Source organism: Streptomyces sp. HUAS TT7 (assembly GCF_051550175.1).
Lineage (GTDB): Bacteria > Actinomycetota > Actinomycetes > Streptomycetales > Streptomycetaceae > Streptomyces.
In genome coordinates this window covers 2,445,840-2,462,038 of the sequence record NZ_CP196175.1, presented here as the reverse complement: position 1 = coordinate 2,462,038, position 16,199 = coordinate 2,445,840, and the positions used below count along the sequence as shown (strand labels likewise).

At 71.4% G+C, this 16,199-nt stretch carries 14 protein-coding genes; 11 read left to right on the top strand and 3 right to left on the bottom strand.

Annotated features, from left to right (window positions below; all coding sequences use genetic code 11):
- Positions 1-305 precede the first annotated feature (305 nt).
- From ACSHXC_RS10850 to ACSHXC_RS10815, 8 genes are all read left to right on the top strand, one after another.
- Positions 306-1,751, top strand: coding sequence for an aldehyde dehydrogenase family protein (locus ACSHXC_RS10850; RefSeq protein WP_438291384.1), 1,446 nt, complete (start codon positions 306-308; stop codon positions 1,749-1,751).
- A gap of 199 nt (positions 1,752-1,950) precedes the next feature.
- The gene (locus tag ACSHXC_RS10845; RefSeq protein ID WP_438291383.1) at positions 1,951-3,873 is read left to right on the top strand and encodes an acyl-CoA dehydrogenase family protein; all 1,923 of its coding nucleotides are present in this window, start codon (positions 1,951-1,953) and stop codon (positions 3,871-3,873) included.
- A gap of 180 nt (positions 3,874-4,053) precedes the next feature.
- Positions 4,054-5,304, top strand: coding sequence for a 1-deoxy-D-xylulose-5-phosphate reductoisomerase (gene dxr / locus ACSHXC_RS10840; RefSeq protein ID WP_438291382.1), 1,251 nt, complete (start codon positions 4,054-4,056; stop codon positions 5,302-5,304).
- Positions 5,301-6,602 (top strand): M50 family metallopeptidase, encoded by a 1,302-nt coding sequence (locus ACSHXC_RS10835; RefSeq protein ID WP_438291381.1) that lies wholly within the window; start codon positions 5,301-5,303, stop codon positions 6,600-6,602. Before dxr ends, ACSHXC_RS10835 begins: the two co-directional genes overlap by 4 nt.
- Before the next feature lie 211 nt (positions 6,603-6,813).
- Positions 6,814-7,971, top strand: a complete 1,158-nt coding sequence (gene ispG, locus ACSHXC_RS10830; protein ID WP_438291380.1) for a flavodoxin-dependent (E)-4-hydroxy-3-methylbut-2-enyl-diphosphate synthase — start codon at positions 6,814-6,816, stop codon at positions 7,969-7,971.
- A 539-nt stretch (positions 7,972-8,510) separates the two neighbouring features.
- Positions 8,511-9,356 carry a GNAT family N-acetyltransferase gene (locus tag ACSHXC_RS10825; protein WP_438291379.1) on the top strand — a complete coding sequence of 282 codons (846 nt, stop codon included), beginning with the start codon at positions 8,511-8,513 and terminating at the stop codon, positions 9,354-9,356.
- A 29-nt stretch (positions 9,357-9,385) separates the two neighbouring features.
- On the top strand, positions 9,386-9,949 hold the full coding sequence (locus ACSHXC_RS10820) for a GNAT family N-acetyltransferase (protein ID WP_438291378.1): 564 nt from the start codon (positions 9,386-9,388) through the stop codon (positions 9,947-9,949).
- A gap of 73 nt (positions 9,950-10,022) precedes the next feature.
- Positions 10,023-11,723, top strand: a complete 1,701-nt coding sequence (locus ACSHXC_RS10815) for a proline--tRNA ligase (RefSeq protein ID WP_438291377.1) — start codon at positions 10,023-10,025, stop codon at positions 11,721-11,723.
- A 301-nt stretch (positions 11,724-12,024) separates the two neighbouring features.
- Here ACSHXC_RS10815 and ACSHXC_RS10810 read toward each other — a convergent pair whose 3' ends face one another.
- The 3 genes from ACSHXC_RS10810 to ACSHXC_RS10800 are packed head-to-tail and all read right to left on the bottom strand — an operon-like array spanning position 12,025 to position 13,907.
- Complete coding sequence (locus tag ACSHXC_RS10810; RefSeq protein WP_438291376.1) at positions 12,025-12,924, bottom strand: aminoglycoside phosphotransferase family protein; 900 nt, start codon at positions 12,922-12,924, stop codon at positions 12,025-12,027.
- A gap of 39 nt (positions 12,925-12,963) precedes the next feature.
- Positions 12,964-13,410 carry a ferritin-like domain-containing protein gene (locus tag ACSHXC_RS10805; RefSeq protein ID WP_438291375.1) on the bottom strand — a complete coding sequence of 149 codons (447 nt, stop codon included), beginning with the start codon at positions 13,408-13,410 and terminating at the stop codon, positions 12,964-12,966.
- Complete coding sequence (locus ACSHXC_RS10800; RefSeq protein ID WP_438291374.1) at positions 13,410-13,907, bottom strand: hypothetical protein; 498 nt, start codon at positions 13,905-13,907, stop codon at positions 13,410-13,412. The genes ACSHXC_RS10805 and ACSHXC_RS10800 overlap by 1 nt, the downstream gene beginning before the upstream one ends.
- Positions 13,908-14,142: 235 nt before the next feature.
- Here ACSHXC_RS10800 and rimP point away from each other — a divergent pair, with 235 nt between their 5' ends.
- The 3 genes from rimP (at position 14,143) to ACSHXC_RS10785 (ending at position 16,095) form a co-directional block, all read left to right on the top strand.
- A complete protein-coding gene (gene rimP, locus ACSHXC_RS10795) occupies positions 14,143-14,691 on the top strand; it encodes a ribosome maturation factor RimP (protein ID WP_438291373.1) in 549 nt (182 codons plus the stop codon).
- A gap of 2 nt (positions 14,692-14,693) precedes the next feature.
- Entirely contained in the window at positions 14,694-15,683 is a 990-nt protein-coding gene (gene nusA, locus ACSHXC_RS10790; protein ID WP_053728946.1) for a transcription termination factor NusA, read from the top strand.
- Positions 15,684-15,816: 133 nt separating this feature from the next.
- Positions 15,817-16,095: a YlxR family protein gene (locus ACSHXC_RS10785; protein ID WP_438291371.1), complete on the top strand. Its 279-nt coding sequence runs from the start codon at positions 15,817-15,819 to the stop codon at positions 16,093-16,095.
- The last annotated feature ends 104 nt before the right edge of the window (positions 16,096-16,199 follow it).

Below are 16,199 nucleotides of genomic sequence, written 5' to 3'. Positions count from 1 at the left end.
GCGGCCCGCAGTCGAAAGCCATCCACCCGCCCAGCCTCTCCGGCTATCCAGCCCCGCCGGCGTTTGAGGAGCGGGGGCCTGGGGGCGGCGCCCCCAGCGACGCCCACGGCCGCAGCCGATCGACCACACATCTCCTCCCACAACCCCCGGCGGGTTTCGGGAAGGGGTGGGGTGGGGCCAACGGGGTCTGGGGCGGAGCCCCAGGGTGTCCAGCCCGGCCGGGATGACAAAGCGGCGCACCGCGCGCTCCGACCACTCCACCCCGGACAAACGCACACCCCCGCCCCCCGGCCTACCGTGAGGGCATGACTTCTACCACCGCCTTCTGGCTCGCCGGCCGCGAGGCCACCGGCGACGACCGCTTCGATGTCACTTCGCCCTGGGACGGCCGTCACGTCGCCTCGGTCAGCGTGCCCACCGACGCCCAGGTCGAGGAGGCCGTGGCCGCGGCGCACGCCGTCGTGGAGGAGTTCGCGGCGACCCCGGCGCACGTGCGGGCCGCCGCCCTCGACCACGTGTCGAAGCGGCTCACCGAGCGCACCGAGGAGATCGCCCAGCTGATCTCCGCCGAGAACGGCAAGCCGATCAAGTGGGCCCGCGGCGAGGTCGGCCGCGCGGTCTCCGTGTTCCGCTTCGCGGCCGAGGAGGCACGCCGCTTCAACGGCGGCGAGGCCCAGCGCCTGGACACCGACGGCGGCGGCGTGGGCCGCCTCGCCCTGACCCGCCGCTTCCCCAAGGGCGTCGTCCTCGGCATCGCACCGTTCAACTTCCCGCTGAACCTGTGCGCCCACAAGGTCGCCCCGGCCATCGCGGTCGGCGCCCCGATCATCCTGAAGCCCGCCCCCGCGACCCCCCTCTCGGGCCTCATCCTGGGCGAGCTGCTCGCCGAGACCGAGCTGCCCGCCGGCTCGTGGAGCATCCTGCCGGTCGCCAACGACAAGATGCCGGCCCTGGTGCAGGACGACCGCCTCCCGGTCATCTCCTTCACCGGCTCCGACAAGGTCGGCTACGCGATCATGGACTCGGTGCCGCGCAAGCACTGCACCCTGGAGCTCGGCGGCAACGGCGCGGCCGTGGTCCTCGCCGACTGGGCCTCGGAGGCGGACCTGGACTGGGCGGCGACCCGTATCGCCACCTTCTCCAACTACCAGGGCGGCCAGTCCTGCATCTCGGTGCAGCGGGTCATCGCGGACGCGACGGTCTACGACCGGCTGCTGCCGAAGATCGTCGCCGCTGTCGAGGCGCAGGTCACCGGCGACCCGTCCGACTCGGCCACCGACGTCGGCCCGCTGGTCAGCGAGGACGCCGCCAAGCGCGTCGAGTCCTGGGTCGACGAGGCCGTCTCGGCCGGTGCCGAGCTGCTCGCCGGCGGCAAGCGCGACGGCGCCTCCTACGCGCCGACCGTGCTCGCCGAGGTCCCGGCCGGCACCACGCTGGCCTGCGAGGAGGTCTTCGGACCCGTCCTGACCGTACAGAAGGTGGACGGCGAGGCCGAGGCGTTCGCCGCGGTCAACTCCTCCAAGTACGGCCTCCAGGCGGGCGTGTTCACGCACGACCTGCAGACCGCCTTCCGCGCCCACCGCGCCCTGGAGGTCGGCGGCGTGATCATCGGCGACGTGCCGTCCTACCGCGCCGACCAGATGCCGTACGGCGGCGCCAAGGCCTCCGGCGTCGGCCGCGAGGGCGTCCGCTACGCGATGGACGACTACACCTACGAGCGCGTCCTCGTCCTGACGGGCCTCGCCCTCTAGGACGCGGCGCCGTCAACAAGAGGCGCCATCAAGGCCGGCGGCCGGAACCCACTGTGCGGGGGTTCCGGCCGCCGTCGTACGTCCGGGCGGGCGCGAGGGGTGGTCCAAGTGCCGGGAATCGGGTACATACGGACGAGTAGCACCACCCGGTAACGGGCAGCCGCCCGCACCCGTCAGCCCGCGGCGAGGAGAACCCCTCATGACCGCACCACAGCACACGCCCAAGGTCTCCGAGCGCGAGGCGCGCCAGGTTGCCGAGGCCGCCCGCGAGCAGGACTGGCGCAAGCCCAGCTTCGCGAAGGAACTCTTCCTCGGCCGGCTGCGCCTCGATTTGATCCACCCCCATCCGCTGCCCGCCCCCGACGACGTGGAGCGCGGCGAGGCCTTCCTCGCCAAGATGCGCGACTTCTGCGAGACCCGCGTCGACGGCCGCCTCATCGAGCGCGAGTCGCAGATCCCCGACGAGGTCGTGAACGGGCTCAAGGAGCTCGGCGCCTTCGGGATGAAGATCGACACGAAGTACGGCGGCCAGGGGCTGACCCAGGTCTACTACAACAAGGCGCTCACCCTGGCCGGTTCGGCGAGCCCCGCCATAGGCGCACTGCTCTCCGCGCACCAGTCGATCGGCGTGCCCCAGCCGCTCAAGCTGTTCGGCACCCAGGAGCAGAAGGACACCTTCCTGCCCCGCTGCGCCCGTACCGACATCTCCGCCTTCCTGCTCACCGAGCCCGACGTGGGCTCCGACCCGGCCCGCCTCGCGACCTCCGCGGTGCCGGACGGCGACGACTACGTCCTGGACGGCGTGAAGCTGTGGACGACCAACGGTGTCGTCGCGGACCTCCTCGTCGTGATGGCCCGGGTGCCCAAGTCCGAGGGCCACAAGGGCGGCATCACGGCCTTCGTCGTCGAGGCGGACTCGCCGGGCGTCACCGTCGAGAACCGCAACGCCTTCATGGGCCTGCGCGGCATCGAGAACGGCGTCACCCGCTTCCACCAGGTCCGCGTCCCGGCCGCCAACCGGATCGGCCCCGAGGGCTCCGGCCTCAAGATCGCCCTGACCACCCTCAACACTGGCCGCCTCTCGCTGCCCGCCATGTGCGTCGGCGGCGGCAAGTGGTGCCTGAAGATCGCCCGCGAATGGGCGGGCGTACGCGAGCAGTGGGGCCGGCCGGTCGCCCGGCACGAGGCGGTCGGCGCGAAGATCTCCTTCATCGCCGCCACCACGTTCGCCCTCGAAGCCATGACCGACCTCTCCTCGCAGATGGCCGACGAGGACCGCAACGACATCCGCATCGAGGCCGCCCTCGCCAAGCTGTACGGCTCCGAGATGGGCTGGCTGATGACGGACGAGCTGGTCCAGATCCGCGGCGGCCGCGGCTTCGAGACCGCGGACTCGCTCGCGGCCCGAGGCGAGCGGGCCGTCCCCGCCGAGCAGATGCTCCGCGACATGCGGATCAACCGGATCTTCGAGGGCTCGACGGAGATCATGCACCTGCTGATCGCCCGCGAGGCGGTCGACGCCCACCTGTCCGTCGCGGGCGACCTGATCGACCCCGACAAGTCCCTCCAGGACAAGGCCAGGGCGGGCGCGAACGCGGCCGGGTTCTACGCCAAGTGGCTGCCCAAGCTGGTCGCCGGCCCCGGTCAACTCCCGCGCTCCTACGGCGAGTTCGGGCCACTCGCTCAGCACCTTCGCTACGCCGAGCGCTCCGCGCGCAAGCTCGCCCGCTCGACGTTCTACGCGATGTCGCGCTGGCAGGGCCGGATGGAGACCAAACAGGGCTTCCTCGGCCGGATCGTCGACATCGGAGCCGAGCTGTTCGCGATGAGCGCGGCCTGCGTACGGGCCGAGCACCTGCGGGCCACCGGCGAGAACGGCCGCGAGGCGGTCCAGCTGGCCGACACGTTCTGCCGCCAGTCCCGCATCCGCGTGGAGGAACTCTTCACCCGGCTGTGGAGCAACACCGACGACCTCGACCGCAAGATCGTCGACGGGGTCCTCGCCGGTTCCTACACCTGGCTGGAGGAGGGCGTCCTCGACCCCTCCGACGACGGCCCCTGGATCGCGGACGCGACCCCGGGCCCGGCCAAGCGCGACAACGTCCACCGCCCCATCCGCTGATCCCGTACGGGACGCTCCGGTACGGGGATCGGTGCGCCGGGGCGGCACGTTCCGCTCCGGCGTCCGGACCGCGGGCGCCGCCCCGACAGCGGGGTACGGGACGGCGCCCGCGCACTCATCCCGGTCCTATTGGCAGGAGCGCTGTCCGGGCGCACAGCCGATGCGGCAACAATGGGGGGCATGAGCGACAGCCCAGCCCCCCTCGCCGACCCCCACATCGCCTTCGATCCGGCCGTTGGCCGCCGCGATGTGGTGGTCCTCGGATCCACCGGGTCCATCGGTACCCAGGCCATCGACCTGGTCCTGCGCAACCCCGACCGCTTCCGCGTGACCGCGCTCTCCGCGGCCGGCGGCCGGGTCGAGCTGCTCGCCGAGCAGGCCCGGCGGCTGCGGGTCGCCGCCGTCGCGGTGGCGCGCGAGGACGCCGTGCCCGCGCTGCGCGAGGCGCTGGCGGCGCAGTACGGCGGCGAGCCGCTCCCCGAGATCCTGGCGGGCCCCGACGCGGCCACCGAGCTCGCGGCCTCCCCCTGCCACACCGTCCTGAACGGGATCACCGGCTCCATCGGGCTCGCCCCCACGCTGGCCGCGCTCCAAGCGGGACGCACCCTCGCCCTCGCCAACAAGGAGTCGCTGATCGTCGGCGGCCCCCTCGTCAAGGCGATCGCCGAGCCCGGCCAGATCATCCCCGTCGACTCCGAGCACGCCGCGCTCTTCCAGGCGCTGGCCGCCGGCAAGCGCGCCGATGTGCGCAAGCTCGTCGTGACCGCGTCCGGCGGGCCCTTCCGGGGACGTACCAAGAGCGAACTCGCCGACGTCACCCCGGCCGACGCGCTCGCCCACCCCACCTGGGCGATGGGCCCCGTCATCACCGTCAACTCGGCCACCCTGGTCAACAAGGGCCTGGAGGTGATCGAGGCCCACCTGCTCTACGACATCCCCTTCTCGCGCATCGAGGTCGTCGTCCACCCCCAGTCCTACGTCCACTCCATGGTCGAGTTCACCGACGGCTCGACGCTGGCGCAGGCGACCCCGCCGGACATGCGCGGGCCGATCGCGATCGGGCTCGGGTGGCCCGAGCGGGTACCGGACGCGGCGCCCGCGTTCGACTGGTCCAAGGCCTCGGCCTGGGAGTTCTTCCCGCTCGACAACGACGCGTTCCCGTCGGTGGGACTCGCCCGGCACGTCGGGGAGCTGGGCGGGACGGCTCCGGCGGTGTTCAATGCCGCGAACGAGGAATGCGTGGACGCGTTCCTGGCCGGGCGGCTCCCCTTCAGCGGGATCATGGAGACGGTGACGGAGGTCGTCGCCGAACACGGAACGCCGCGGGCGGGAACTTCCCTCACGGTCTCGGACGTCCTGGAAGCGGAGACCTGGGCACGCGCCCGGGCCCGGGAACTCGCGGTGAAGGCAACAGCGGAGGCACGCGCATGACGATCCTGTTGACGGTCCTCGGCATAGCGCTCTTCGCCGTGGGGCTGCTCATCTCCATCGCGTGGCACGAGCTCGGCCACCTCTCCACGGCCAAGCTCTTCGGCATCCGCGTGCCCCAGTACATGGTCGGCTTCGGCCCCACGATCTGGTCGCGCAAGAAGGGCGACACGGAGTACGGGATCAAGGCGGTGCCGGCCGGCGGCTACATCCGCATGATCGGCATGTTCCCGCCCGGTGCGGACGGCCGCATAGAGGCACGCTCGACCTCGCCGTTCCGCGGCATGATCGAGGACGCCAGGGCCGCGGCCTTCGAAGAGCTCCAGCCCGGCGACGAGGACCGGCTCTTCTACACGCGCAAGCCCTGGAAGCGCGTCATCGTCATGTTCGCGGGCCCGTTCATGAACCTGATCCTCGCGGTGGCGATCTTCCTCACCGTGCTCATGGGCTTCGGCATGGCGACCCAGACCACCCAGGTCGCGGGCGTCCAGAAGTGCGTGATCGCGCAGAGCGAGAAGCGCGAGACCTGCAAGCCGACCGACGCGGTCTCGCCCGCCGAGGCCGCCGGCATGAAGACCGGCGACAAGATCGTCGCCTTCGACGGCAAGCCCGTGAAGGACTGGTCCGACCTCTCGGACCGCATCCGCGAGACCATCGGCCCGGCCACGATCACCGTGGAGCGCGGCGGTCAGCAGGTCGTCCTGCACGCCACGCTCGCCAAGAACATGGTGGCCAAGAAGGACTCCGACGGCCAGGTCGTCCCCGACCAGTACGTCCCGGCCGGCTACCTCGGTTTCGCCGCCAAGACCGAGATCCAGCCGCTCAGCTTCAGTGCGTCCGTGAACCGCATGGGCGACATGGTCGAGAACGGCGTCCACTCGATCGTCGCCCTGCCCGGCAAGATCCCGGACCTGTGGAACGCGGCCTTCGACGGCGGCGAGCGCAAGGCCGACTCCCCGGTCGGAGTGGTCGGCGCGGCCCGCCTCAGCGGCGAGGTGCTCAACCTGGACGCCCCGACGCAGAACATCATCGCGACGTTCCTGTTCCTGCTCGCGGGCTTCAACCTCTCGCTGTTCCTGTTCAACATGCTGCCGCTGCTTCCGCTGGACGGCGGCCACATCGCGGGCGCCCTGTGGGAGTCGCTGCGCCGCAACGTGGCCCGCGTCCTCAAGCGCCCCGACCCGGGCCCGTTCGACGTGGCGAAGCTGATGCCGGTCGCGTATGTGGTGGCCGGAATCTTCATCTGCTTCACGCTGCTCGTGCTGGTGGCGGACGTGGTGAACCCGGTGAAGATCACCTGACCGGTCGCGGGGGAGAGGTCTGCCGTACGCCGATGACGTACGGGTTGTCGTACGCAGACAGGGGCGGCCCGGGTGCACAGCGTGCCCGGGCCGCCCCTTCGCGTGAACTCCGGGGGCACGGTGTGCTCGGGGCGCTCAGGGTGACGTAACCTCGAAGGCTGGAGCCCGCCGATCTCGGGACCTTGATCCACACCTTGGGGTTGCACAGCAGATGACTGCGATTTCACTGGGAATGCCGTCCGTACCGACCAGGCTGGCCGAGCGTCGCAAGAGCCGTCAGATCCAGGTCGGGTCGGTGGCGGTCGGCGGGGACGCACCCGTCTCGGTGCAGTCCATGACCACGACGAGGACGTCGGACATCGGCGCCACGCTGCAGCAGATCGCCGAGCTGACGGCGTCCGGCTGCCAGATCGTGCGGGTGGCCTGTCCGACGCAGGACGATGCCGATGCGCTGGCGGTGATCGCGCGGAAGTCGCAGATCCCGGTGATCGCGGACATCCACTTCCAGCCGAAGTACGTGTTCGCCGCGATCGACGCCGGGTGTGCTGCGGTGCGGGTGAATCCGGGCAACATCAAGCAGTTCGACGACAAGGTCAAGGAGATCGCGCAGGCCGCGAAGGACGCGGGCACGCCGATCCGGATCGGTGTGAACGCGGGCTCGCTGGACGCGCGTCTTTTGAAGAAGTACGGCAGGGCGACGCCCGAGGCGCTGGTCGAGTCGGCCCTGTGGGAGGCCTCGCTCTTCGAGGAGCACGGCTTCAGGGACATCAAGATCTCGGTGAAGCACAACGACCCGGTCGTGATGGTGAACGCCTACCGGCAGCTGGCGGCCCAGTGCGACTACCCGCTGCACCTGGGGGTGACCGAGGCGGGTCCGGCCTTCCAGGGCACCATCAAGTCGGCCGTCGCCTTCGGCGCGCTGCTTGCCGAGGGCATTGGTGACACGATCCGTGTCTCCCTGTCGGCCCCGCCGGCCGAGGAGATCAAGGTGGGTATCCAGATCCTGGAGTCGTTGAACCTGCGTCAGCGCCGTCTGGAGATCGTGTCGTGCCCGTCGTGCGGGCGGGCGCAGGTGGATGTGTACAAGCTGGCCGAGGAGGTCACGGCGGGCCTGGAGGGCATGGAGGTTCCGCTGCGCGTCGCGGTGATGGGCTGTGTGGTGAACGGTCCGGGCGAGGCGCGTGAGGCGGATCTGGGTGTCGCCTCCGGCAACGGCAAGGGCCAGATCTTCGTGAAGGGCGAGGTCATCAAGACGGTCCCGGAGTCGAAGATCGTGGAGACGCTGATCGACGAGGCGATGAAGATCGCCGAGCAGATGGAGAAGGACGGCATCGCGTCGGGCGAGCCGCAGGTATCGGTGGCGGGCTGATTTTCCCCCGCCCCGCCCGTTCCCCCAGACCCTCCGGGGGTGAAGGACCCTGGGGCCCCGCCCCAGACCCCGGGAGTTCGCCCCGCCCCACCCCTTCCCGAAACCCGCCGGGGGAGTTCGTTCGGCTGAGGTCCGGCGGGTCGGCTCCTGGGGCTCTGCCCCAGACCCCGTATCGCGCCTCAAGGGCGCTCGTCCTCAATTGCCGGACGGGCTGGGGATGCCTGCAAGGGCACCCTGCCAACGCGAACCCTGCTGGGGGAGGGCCGTCGGGCCGAGTGCTCGGGCGCGGAGGCGACCTATTACAGGCTCATGGGGTCGGCATATCGCGAGGCCGGATCTGAGCGGCCGGGTTTCGCATCCTGCGGGGCCGGGCCTCTGGGGGGCCAGGGGCGAAGCCCCCGGTGGGGGTCTGGGGCGGAGCCCCAGGAGCTCAGCCCCCCCAACCCCCTCTCCCCAGGCGGAGCCAGGGTGTACGGGCGCGGGGCGCAGGGTGGCAGGTACAGTGCGGAGATCAGCAGACCGTACCGTGAGGCCCCCTCGTGTTGATGCAGACCACCACCCGGGTCCTCGAACCCGGCGACCTCGGCGCGGCGCTCGCCATCCTGGAGAGCGACCCGGTCGCCAACGCGTTCGTGACCTCGCGCGTGCAGATCGCCGGCCTCGACCCCTGGCGCCTCGGCGGCGAGATGTGGGGCTGGTACGCGGACGGCCACCTGCGCTCCCTCTGCTACTCCGGCGCCAACCTCGTACCGATCTGCGCGACGCCCGAGGCGGTACGTTCCTTCGCCGACCGGGCCCGCCGCACCGGCCGCCGCTGCTCCTCGATCGTCGGCCCCGCCGAATCCACGGCCCAGCTCTGGCGCCTCCTCGAACCGCACTGGGGCCCCGCCCGCGACGTACGCCCGCACCAGCCGCTGATGGTCGCCGAGAAAATGCCCGAGGACATCGCCCCGGACCCGTACGTCCGCCGGATCCGCAAGGACGAGATGGACGTGATCATGCCGGCCTGCGTCGCCATGTTCACCGAGGAGGTCGGCGTCTCCCCGCTGGCGGGCGACGGCGGACTGCTCTACCAGGCCCGCGTCGCCGAACTCGTCGGCTCCGGGCGCTCGTTCGCCCGTATCGAGGACGGCAAGGTCGTCTTCAAGGCCGAGATCGGCGCCGCCACCAACCAGGCCTGCCAGATCCAGGGCGTCTGGGTCGCCCCCGAACACCGGGGCAAGGGCCTTTCGGCCACCGGCATGGCCGCCGTCCTGCGCTACGCGCTCGCGGACGTCTCCCCCGTCGTGAGCCTGTACGTGAACGACTTCAACGCCCCCGCCCGCGCCTGCTACCGACGGGTCGGCTTCCGTGAGACCGGGGCGTTCATGAGCGTCCTGTTCTGAGAGCCCGGGTCTGAGGTTAGGGTGCGCCCATGCCTGCTGACTCTGACGTACTGGTCGGACCGCTCGACCTCGCGGCCCGCGTGGACGAGGCCCTCGCCGTACAGGCGGTCGCCTTCGGACTCGGCGCCGAAGAGGTCGGGGTGCGCCGCCACATCGTGCTCCGGCACCTGTCCTACCCAGGAGCCAGGGCGCTCGGCGCCACGACTGTCGACGGGCGCCTCGCGGGCTTCGTGTACGGGATGCCCAACGACCGGGCCCACTGGTGGTCCACCGTCGTCGAACCGTATCTGCGCAACAACGGCGCCGAGTGGTGGCTCGACGACTCCTTCGTGATCACCGAGCTGCACGTCCACCCCGCCTTCCAGGGCCGGGGCCTGGGCCGCGCGCTCATCACCACCATCACCGACACCGCCGCCGAGCCCCGCTCGATCCTCTCCGCGATCGACACGGAGAGCCCCGCCCGCGCCCTGTACCGAGGGCTGGGTTACGTCGATCTGGCGGGCCAGGTGCACTTCCCGAGCGCGGCCCGGCCGTACGCCGTGATGGGCGCGCCACTGCCCTTGCTGAGGCACGGCCAAACGGAATTCCGCTAAACGGATTTCCGCGCACTCGGGCCGCCCGGCTAACCTCCAGGCATCACCCCGTGTACGTACAGGAGAGAAATCCATGGCAGCCGCCCAGGTTCAGCGCATGTCCCGTCTGATGGCCAAGACATTGCGCGACGACCCGGCGGACGCCGAGACGCTCAGCCACAAGCTCCTGGTCCGCGCCGGATACGTGCGCCGCAACGCCGCCGGCATCTGGACCTGGCTGCCGCTCGGCAAGAAGGTCCTGGACAACATCACCACCGTCGTACGCGAGGAAATGGACGCCATCGGCGCGCAGGAGGTCCTGCTGCCCGCGCTGCTGCCCAAGGACGCGTACGAGGCGAGCGGCCGCTGGGAGGAGTACGGCGACCTGCTGTTCCGCCTCAAGGACCGCAAGGGCGGCGAGTACCTGCTCGGCCCGACGCACGAAGAGATCTTCACGCAGACGGTCAAGGACCAGTGCACGTCCTACAAGGACCTGCCGGTGATGCTCTACCAGATCCAGACCAAGTACCGCGACGAGGCCCGCCCGCGCTCCGGCGTGCTGCGCGGCCGCGAGTTCCAGATGAAGGACTCGTACTCCTTCGACACCACCGACGAGGGTCTCGCCGAGTCGTACGCGCTGCACCGCGCCGCCTACCAGAAGATCTTCGCGCGCCTGGGCCTGGACTACCGCATCGTGTCCGCCGTCTCCGGCGCCATGGGCGGCTCCGCGTCCGAGGAGTTCCTGGCCCCGGCCGCCGCGGGCGAGGACACCTTCGTGGACTGCCCGGCCTGCGACTACGCGGCCAACACCGAGGCCGTGACGTTCGTCGCCGCCCCGGTCGACGGCTCCGCGCACGGCCCCGTCGAGGAGCTCGCCACCCCCGACACCCCCACCATCGAGACCCTCGCCGCGCACCTGGGTGTCCCGGCCTCGGCCACCCTGAAGAACCTCCTGGTCAAGGTGGACGGCGAGATCGTCGCCGTCGGCGTGCCCGGCGACCGCGAGGTGGACCTCGGCAAGCTCGGCGAGCACCTGGCGCCCGCCGTCGTGGAGCTCGTGACCGCCGAGGACTTCGCGGACCGCCCCGACCTGGTACGCGGCTACGTCGGCCCGCAGGGCCTGGAGAAGGTCCGCTACATCGCCGACCCGCGCGTCGCGAACGGCACCGCCTGGATCACCGGCGCCAACAAGGCCGACACCCACGCCCGCAACGTGGTCTGCGGCCGCGACTTCGAGGTCGACGACTACCTCGACGTCGTCGTGGTCGAGGAGGGCGACCCCTGCCCGTCCTGCGGCGCCGGCCTGAAGCTCGACCGCGCGATCGAGATCGGCCACATCTTCCAGCTCGGCCGCAAGTACGCCGACACCTTCCAGCTCGACGTCCTCGGCAAGGAGGGCAAGCCGGTCCGGGTCACCATGGGGTCGTACGGCATCGGTGTCTCGCGCGCCGTCGCCGCGCTCGCCGAGCAGAGCGCGGACGACAAGGGGCTGTGCTGGCCGGCCGAGATCGCCCCGGCGGACGTGCACGTCGTCGCCGCGGGCAAGGCGGTGCAGACCGAGGCCGCCCTCGATGCGGCCGAGCAGCTGCGTGCCGCCGGGCTGCGCGTCCTGGTGGACGACCGTGCCGGAGTCTCGCCCGGCGTGAAGTTCACCGACGCCGAGCTGATCGGCGTCCCGAAGATCCTGGTGGCCGGGCGCCGCGTGGCCGAGGGCGTCTTCGAGCTGAAGGACCGCCGCACGGGCGAGCGCGAGGAGCTCCCGCTGGCCGAGGCGATCGCCCGCCTGACGGTCTGACGGCCCGGTCTTCCCCCACCCCGCCCCTTCCCGCTGTGACACTCTGCGGCTCCGCCGCGTGGCCTCCGGGGGTGGGTGGGGCAGCTATGGCCGGCGATGGGGATGGGTCGGGTGCGGGTCGTGGGTGGCTGGTCGCGCAGTTCCCCGCGCCCCTAGCGGGATCAGCGCTGGCCCGCATTGGCATCTTTAGCCTGTCCGGCGATTGAGGACGAGCGCCCTCAAGGCGCGAACGGGTCTGGGGCGGAGCCCCAGGGGCCCTTCACCCCCCCGGAGGGTCTCGGGAAGGGGCGGGGTGGGGGAGTTACAGCCAGCCCGCGAATTCCAGGAGTAGTTCCGCGTCCCGGTCGCGGCCCGCCGCACGGGCGCGCAAGCCCGATTCCACCGCCCGGAACAGCGTCCAGCCGTGCAGCCGCGCAGGGTCGACGTCCAGCGAGTCGGCGAGCCTGTTGACGCGGCGGCGGGCCGAGGACGCCCCGCTCGGCGCCGCGATCAGGTCCTCGACGCGGTCGCGCACCAACCGGGCCAGGTCGTAGGCCCGTTCACCCACCAGCGGCTCGGGCCCCACCGTCAGCCATGGCGCCCGCTCGCCCGAAAGCACCTTGCTCTGACGGAAGTTGCCGTGCAGGAGCATCAACTCCCTTGAGGAAGAGGTGAGTTCGTCTCGGGCGGCAAGTGCGGCCGAGACGAGCGCGGCCAGTTCGGCGTCCCGCTGGGCCCGCATCGGCACGCTCTGGCGCTCGGTGCGTTCGGCCACCGTCTCGAAGGCGTGGCCGGCCGGCGGCTCGACCCAGAGGCGCCGCACCGTCCCGGCCGCTTCGAGCAGCGCCTTCGCCTCGGGCAGCGAGCGCAGCGACACCTCGGGGTGCAGCCGCTCCAGGAGCAGGGCGTCGTCGCGGCCCTCGGCCTCCAGCAACTGGGCCGCACCCCAGCCGTTCCAGTGCGCGAGCGCCGCGCGCTCCAGGTCCGGGCGGGCGAATGCCGGGGCGACCTTGAGGGCGGCGGGGGTGCCGTCCGGACGGCGTACGAGGGCGACCAGACTGGAGCGGCCGCCCGGTGCCTGCACCCGGTCGACGGCGAGCCCGCGCCGGGCCGCCGACTCCTCGGCCAGCTCCGGCAGCCGGTCGAGCCAGGGCTCGGCCAGCGTGTCCCCGTACGTCTCGCCGAGCGCGCGTACCAGCCGCTCAGGCGGTTCGAAAGCCATGCGTGTATTGCCCCTTGCTCAGGTACTAGCCGGTGGAACTCAGGTACTGGCCGGTGGAACCGGTGCGCTCGGGCGTTCCGCGAGCCCAGGAAAGGCTACGCTGCTGCCCCGCCAGCGAACGGCCCGCACCGCCGCTTCCCGCAGGGCGCCGGCCGCCTCCTGGCGCAGCGGGCCCGCGGCGGCCCGGACGAGGTCCGAGTAGACACCGGCGACCCGGTCCTCCAGGTCCGCCGCGAGCCGGAGCGCGGAGGCGGCGTCCGGCACGGTGAACGGCAGGGCGTACGCCGCGGCCGCCGCCACCGGCGATCCGCCCAGGTCACGCACCGTACGGGCCAGCGAGTCGCGGCGGGAGCGGTGCGCGGTGTAGGCCTCGCGGGCTTCGGCGGCGCGGGCATCGGAGAGCCGGCCGCCGAGCACCCCGTACCCGTACACCGCCGCGTGTTCGGCGGCCAGCGCGGCCTGCGCCGCATCCAGGGCCTTGGCCATCACGCACCCCCGCCGAGCAGGAAGGCGTGTCCCGCGTTGGACGCCGCGACCGAGGCGAGCAGCCGAGCGAGCTCGGGCGGCGCGGTCGCGAGGGCGGCCAACTGGGCGTCGGAGGTGCGCCGTTCGGCCTCCGCGAGAGCCTTCAGGGCCTCGTCCGCGTCGGATGCCACCGTCGAGACCCCGGCCGGTGCGGCGGGGGAGGCCGTGGCAGAGGGGCTGGGGGAAGGGGTGGTGGCCGAAGCCGGTGCGAGGGCCGTCGTGTGCTGGGCCGCCTGGTCGCGCAGCGGCGCGAGCCGGGTCCGCAGCGTCGGATGCATCGCGAGGACCGCGTCGTACTGGGTGACGAGCGCCCGGCTCGTGGCCGAGGTCCGGGCGCGCAGCGCCGCCTCCGCGCGGGCGGCCGCCTCGCGCGCCTCGTTCGCGGAGCTGCGCGTGCCGGCTCCGGAGCCGTCGCCCGAGCAGCCGGCCAGCAGGCCTGCGGCCGCCGCTCCCGTCACGGCCAGCACACGCCTTCGCGTGGTCCCCGGGTGCCCCACGTGTCTCTCCCCTGCGTGCCAGGTCCGCCGGTGACCGAGTGATCACCGCAGGCGAGCGTACCCGCGGGCCCCGGGCCGTGGACGGCAACACCCTCCGGGACCGGATACCCTTTGATCTGACGGCGGCGGTCCGATGACGGCCGCCGTACGAGACGACGATCCCCACAACAGCAGACGCGGCCGAGGAGTCACCCGGATGAGCACGACCCAGAGCGACAGGCTGCGCGGTCTCCTTGAACCGCTCGTCAGCGCGAAGGATCTGGACCTCGAGGAGATCGAGGTGTCCCGGGCGGGCCGTCGGCGCGTGCTGCGGATCGTGGTCGACTCCGACGAGGGTGTGGAGCTGGACGCCTGTGCCGAGCTGAGCCGGGCCGTCTCCGAGCTGCTCGACGAGAGCGATGCGATGGGCGAGGAGGAGTACGTCCTCGAAGTGACGTCTCCGGGCGCCGAACGCCCGCTCACCGAGCTCCGCCACTACCTGCGCGCCACCGGCCGGCTCGCCCGGCTCCAGCTGCACGACGGCGGCGAGCTGGTCGCGCGGATCCTCAAGGCCGATGAAGAAGGCATCGACACCGAGATCCCGGGTGTGAAGGGGCGCAGGCCCACCGCCCGCCGGATCGCCTTCGCCGAGATCGCCAAGGCGCGGGTCGAGATCGAGTTCAGCCGCAAGGACGGAAAGAACGAGATCGCCGAAGACAGCAAGAACGACATCCTGAACGACATTCAGAACGAAGAGGAGGCGTAGCCGTGGACATCGACATGAGTGCCCTGCGGGGTCTGGTCCGGGAGAAGGAGATCTCCTTCGACCTGCTGGTCGAGGCGATCGAGTCGGCGCTCCTCATCGCCTACCACCGCACCGAGGGCAGCTTCCGGCGTGCGCGCGTGAAGCTCGACCGTGAGAACGGTCATGTCACGGTGTGGGCGAAGGAAGACCCGGCCGATCTCGAAGAGGGCCAGGAGGCCAAGGAGTTCGACGACACCCCGTCGGACTTCGGCCGCATCGCGGCGAGCACCGCCAAGCAGGTCATCCTGCAGCGGCTGCGCGACGCGGAGGACGACATCACCTTCGGCGAGTTCGCCGGCCGCGAGGGCGACGTCATCACCGGCGTCGTCCAGCAGGGCAAGGACCCGAAGAACGTGCTGGTCGACATCGGCAAGATGGAGGCCATGCTGCCGGTGCAGGAGCAGGTGCCGGGCGAGGAGTACACGCACGGACTGCGCCTTCGCACGTACGTCGTACGGGTGGCGAAGGGTGTGCGCGGTCCCTCGGTGACCCTGTCGCGCACCCATCCGAACCTCGTCAAGAAGCTGTTCGCGCTTGAGGTCCCCGAGATCGCCGACGGTTCGGTGGAGATCTCGGCGATCGCCCGCGAGGCCGGCCACCGTACGAAGATCGCGGTGCGCTCGACGCGCAGCGGCCTCAACGCCAAGGGCGCCTGCATCGGCCCGATGGGCGGCCGGGTGCGCAACGTCATGGCCGAGCTGCACGGCGAGAAGATCGACATCGTCGACTGGTCGGACGACCCGGCCGAGATGGTGGCCAACGCACTGTCCCCGGCCCGGGTCTCCAAGGTCGAGGTCGTGGACCTCGCGGCCCGCTCCGCCCGGGTGACCGTGCCCGACTACCAGCTCTCCCTCGCCATCGGCAAGGAAGGGCAGAACGCCCGCCTCGCCGCCCGCCTCACCGGCTGGCGCATCGACATCCGCCCGGACACCGAGCAGCCGACCGAGGACTGACCGGGCTGACCGGCCCGACGGGAATAAGAAGTGGCCCTGCCCCTGTTCTGGGGGCAGGGTGAGCTTTCTGGACAACAACCGTTCGATTTTTGCCCCAAAGGGGTGAGGTCGGTGCGGGGAGGTAGACTTAAACGTGTCTGGCCGGACGCACGCCCGCGCCTGCCCTGAGCGAACCTGCGTGGGATGCCGGGAGCGAGCGGCCAAGAACGATCTGCTGCGCATCGTGGCGATCGAGGGTGCTTGCGCCCCTGATCCTCGCGGTACGCTGCCCGGCCGGGGTGCATATGTACACCCCGCCTCGGTCTGTCTCGACCAGGCGGTCCGCCGCCGGGCGTTCTCCAGGGCCTTCAGGGCCAGGGAAGCGCTCGACACCGCGGCACTGCGGGATTACGTCGAGCAGGCAGCAACGTAAGAAGAAGTACGGCACGGAATCCCGTGCGGTCAGGTACCTCGCGAGTTGGAAGTAGGTCGAGATTGCGATGAGCACTCGATGAGTACGCGATGAGTACGCCCATG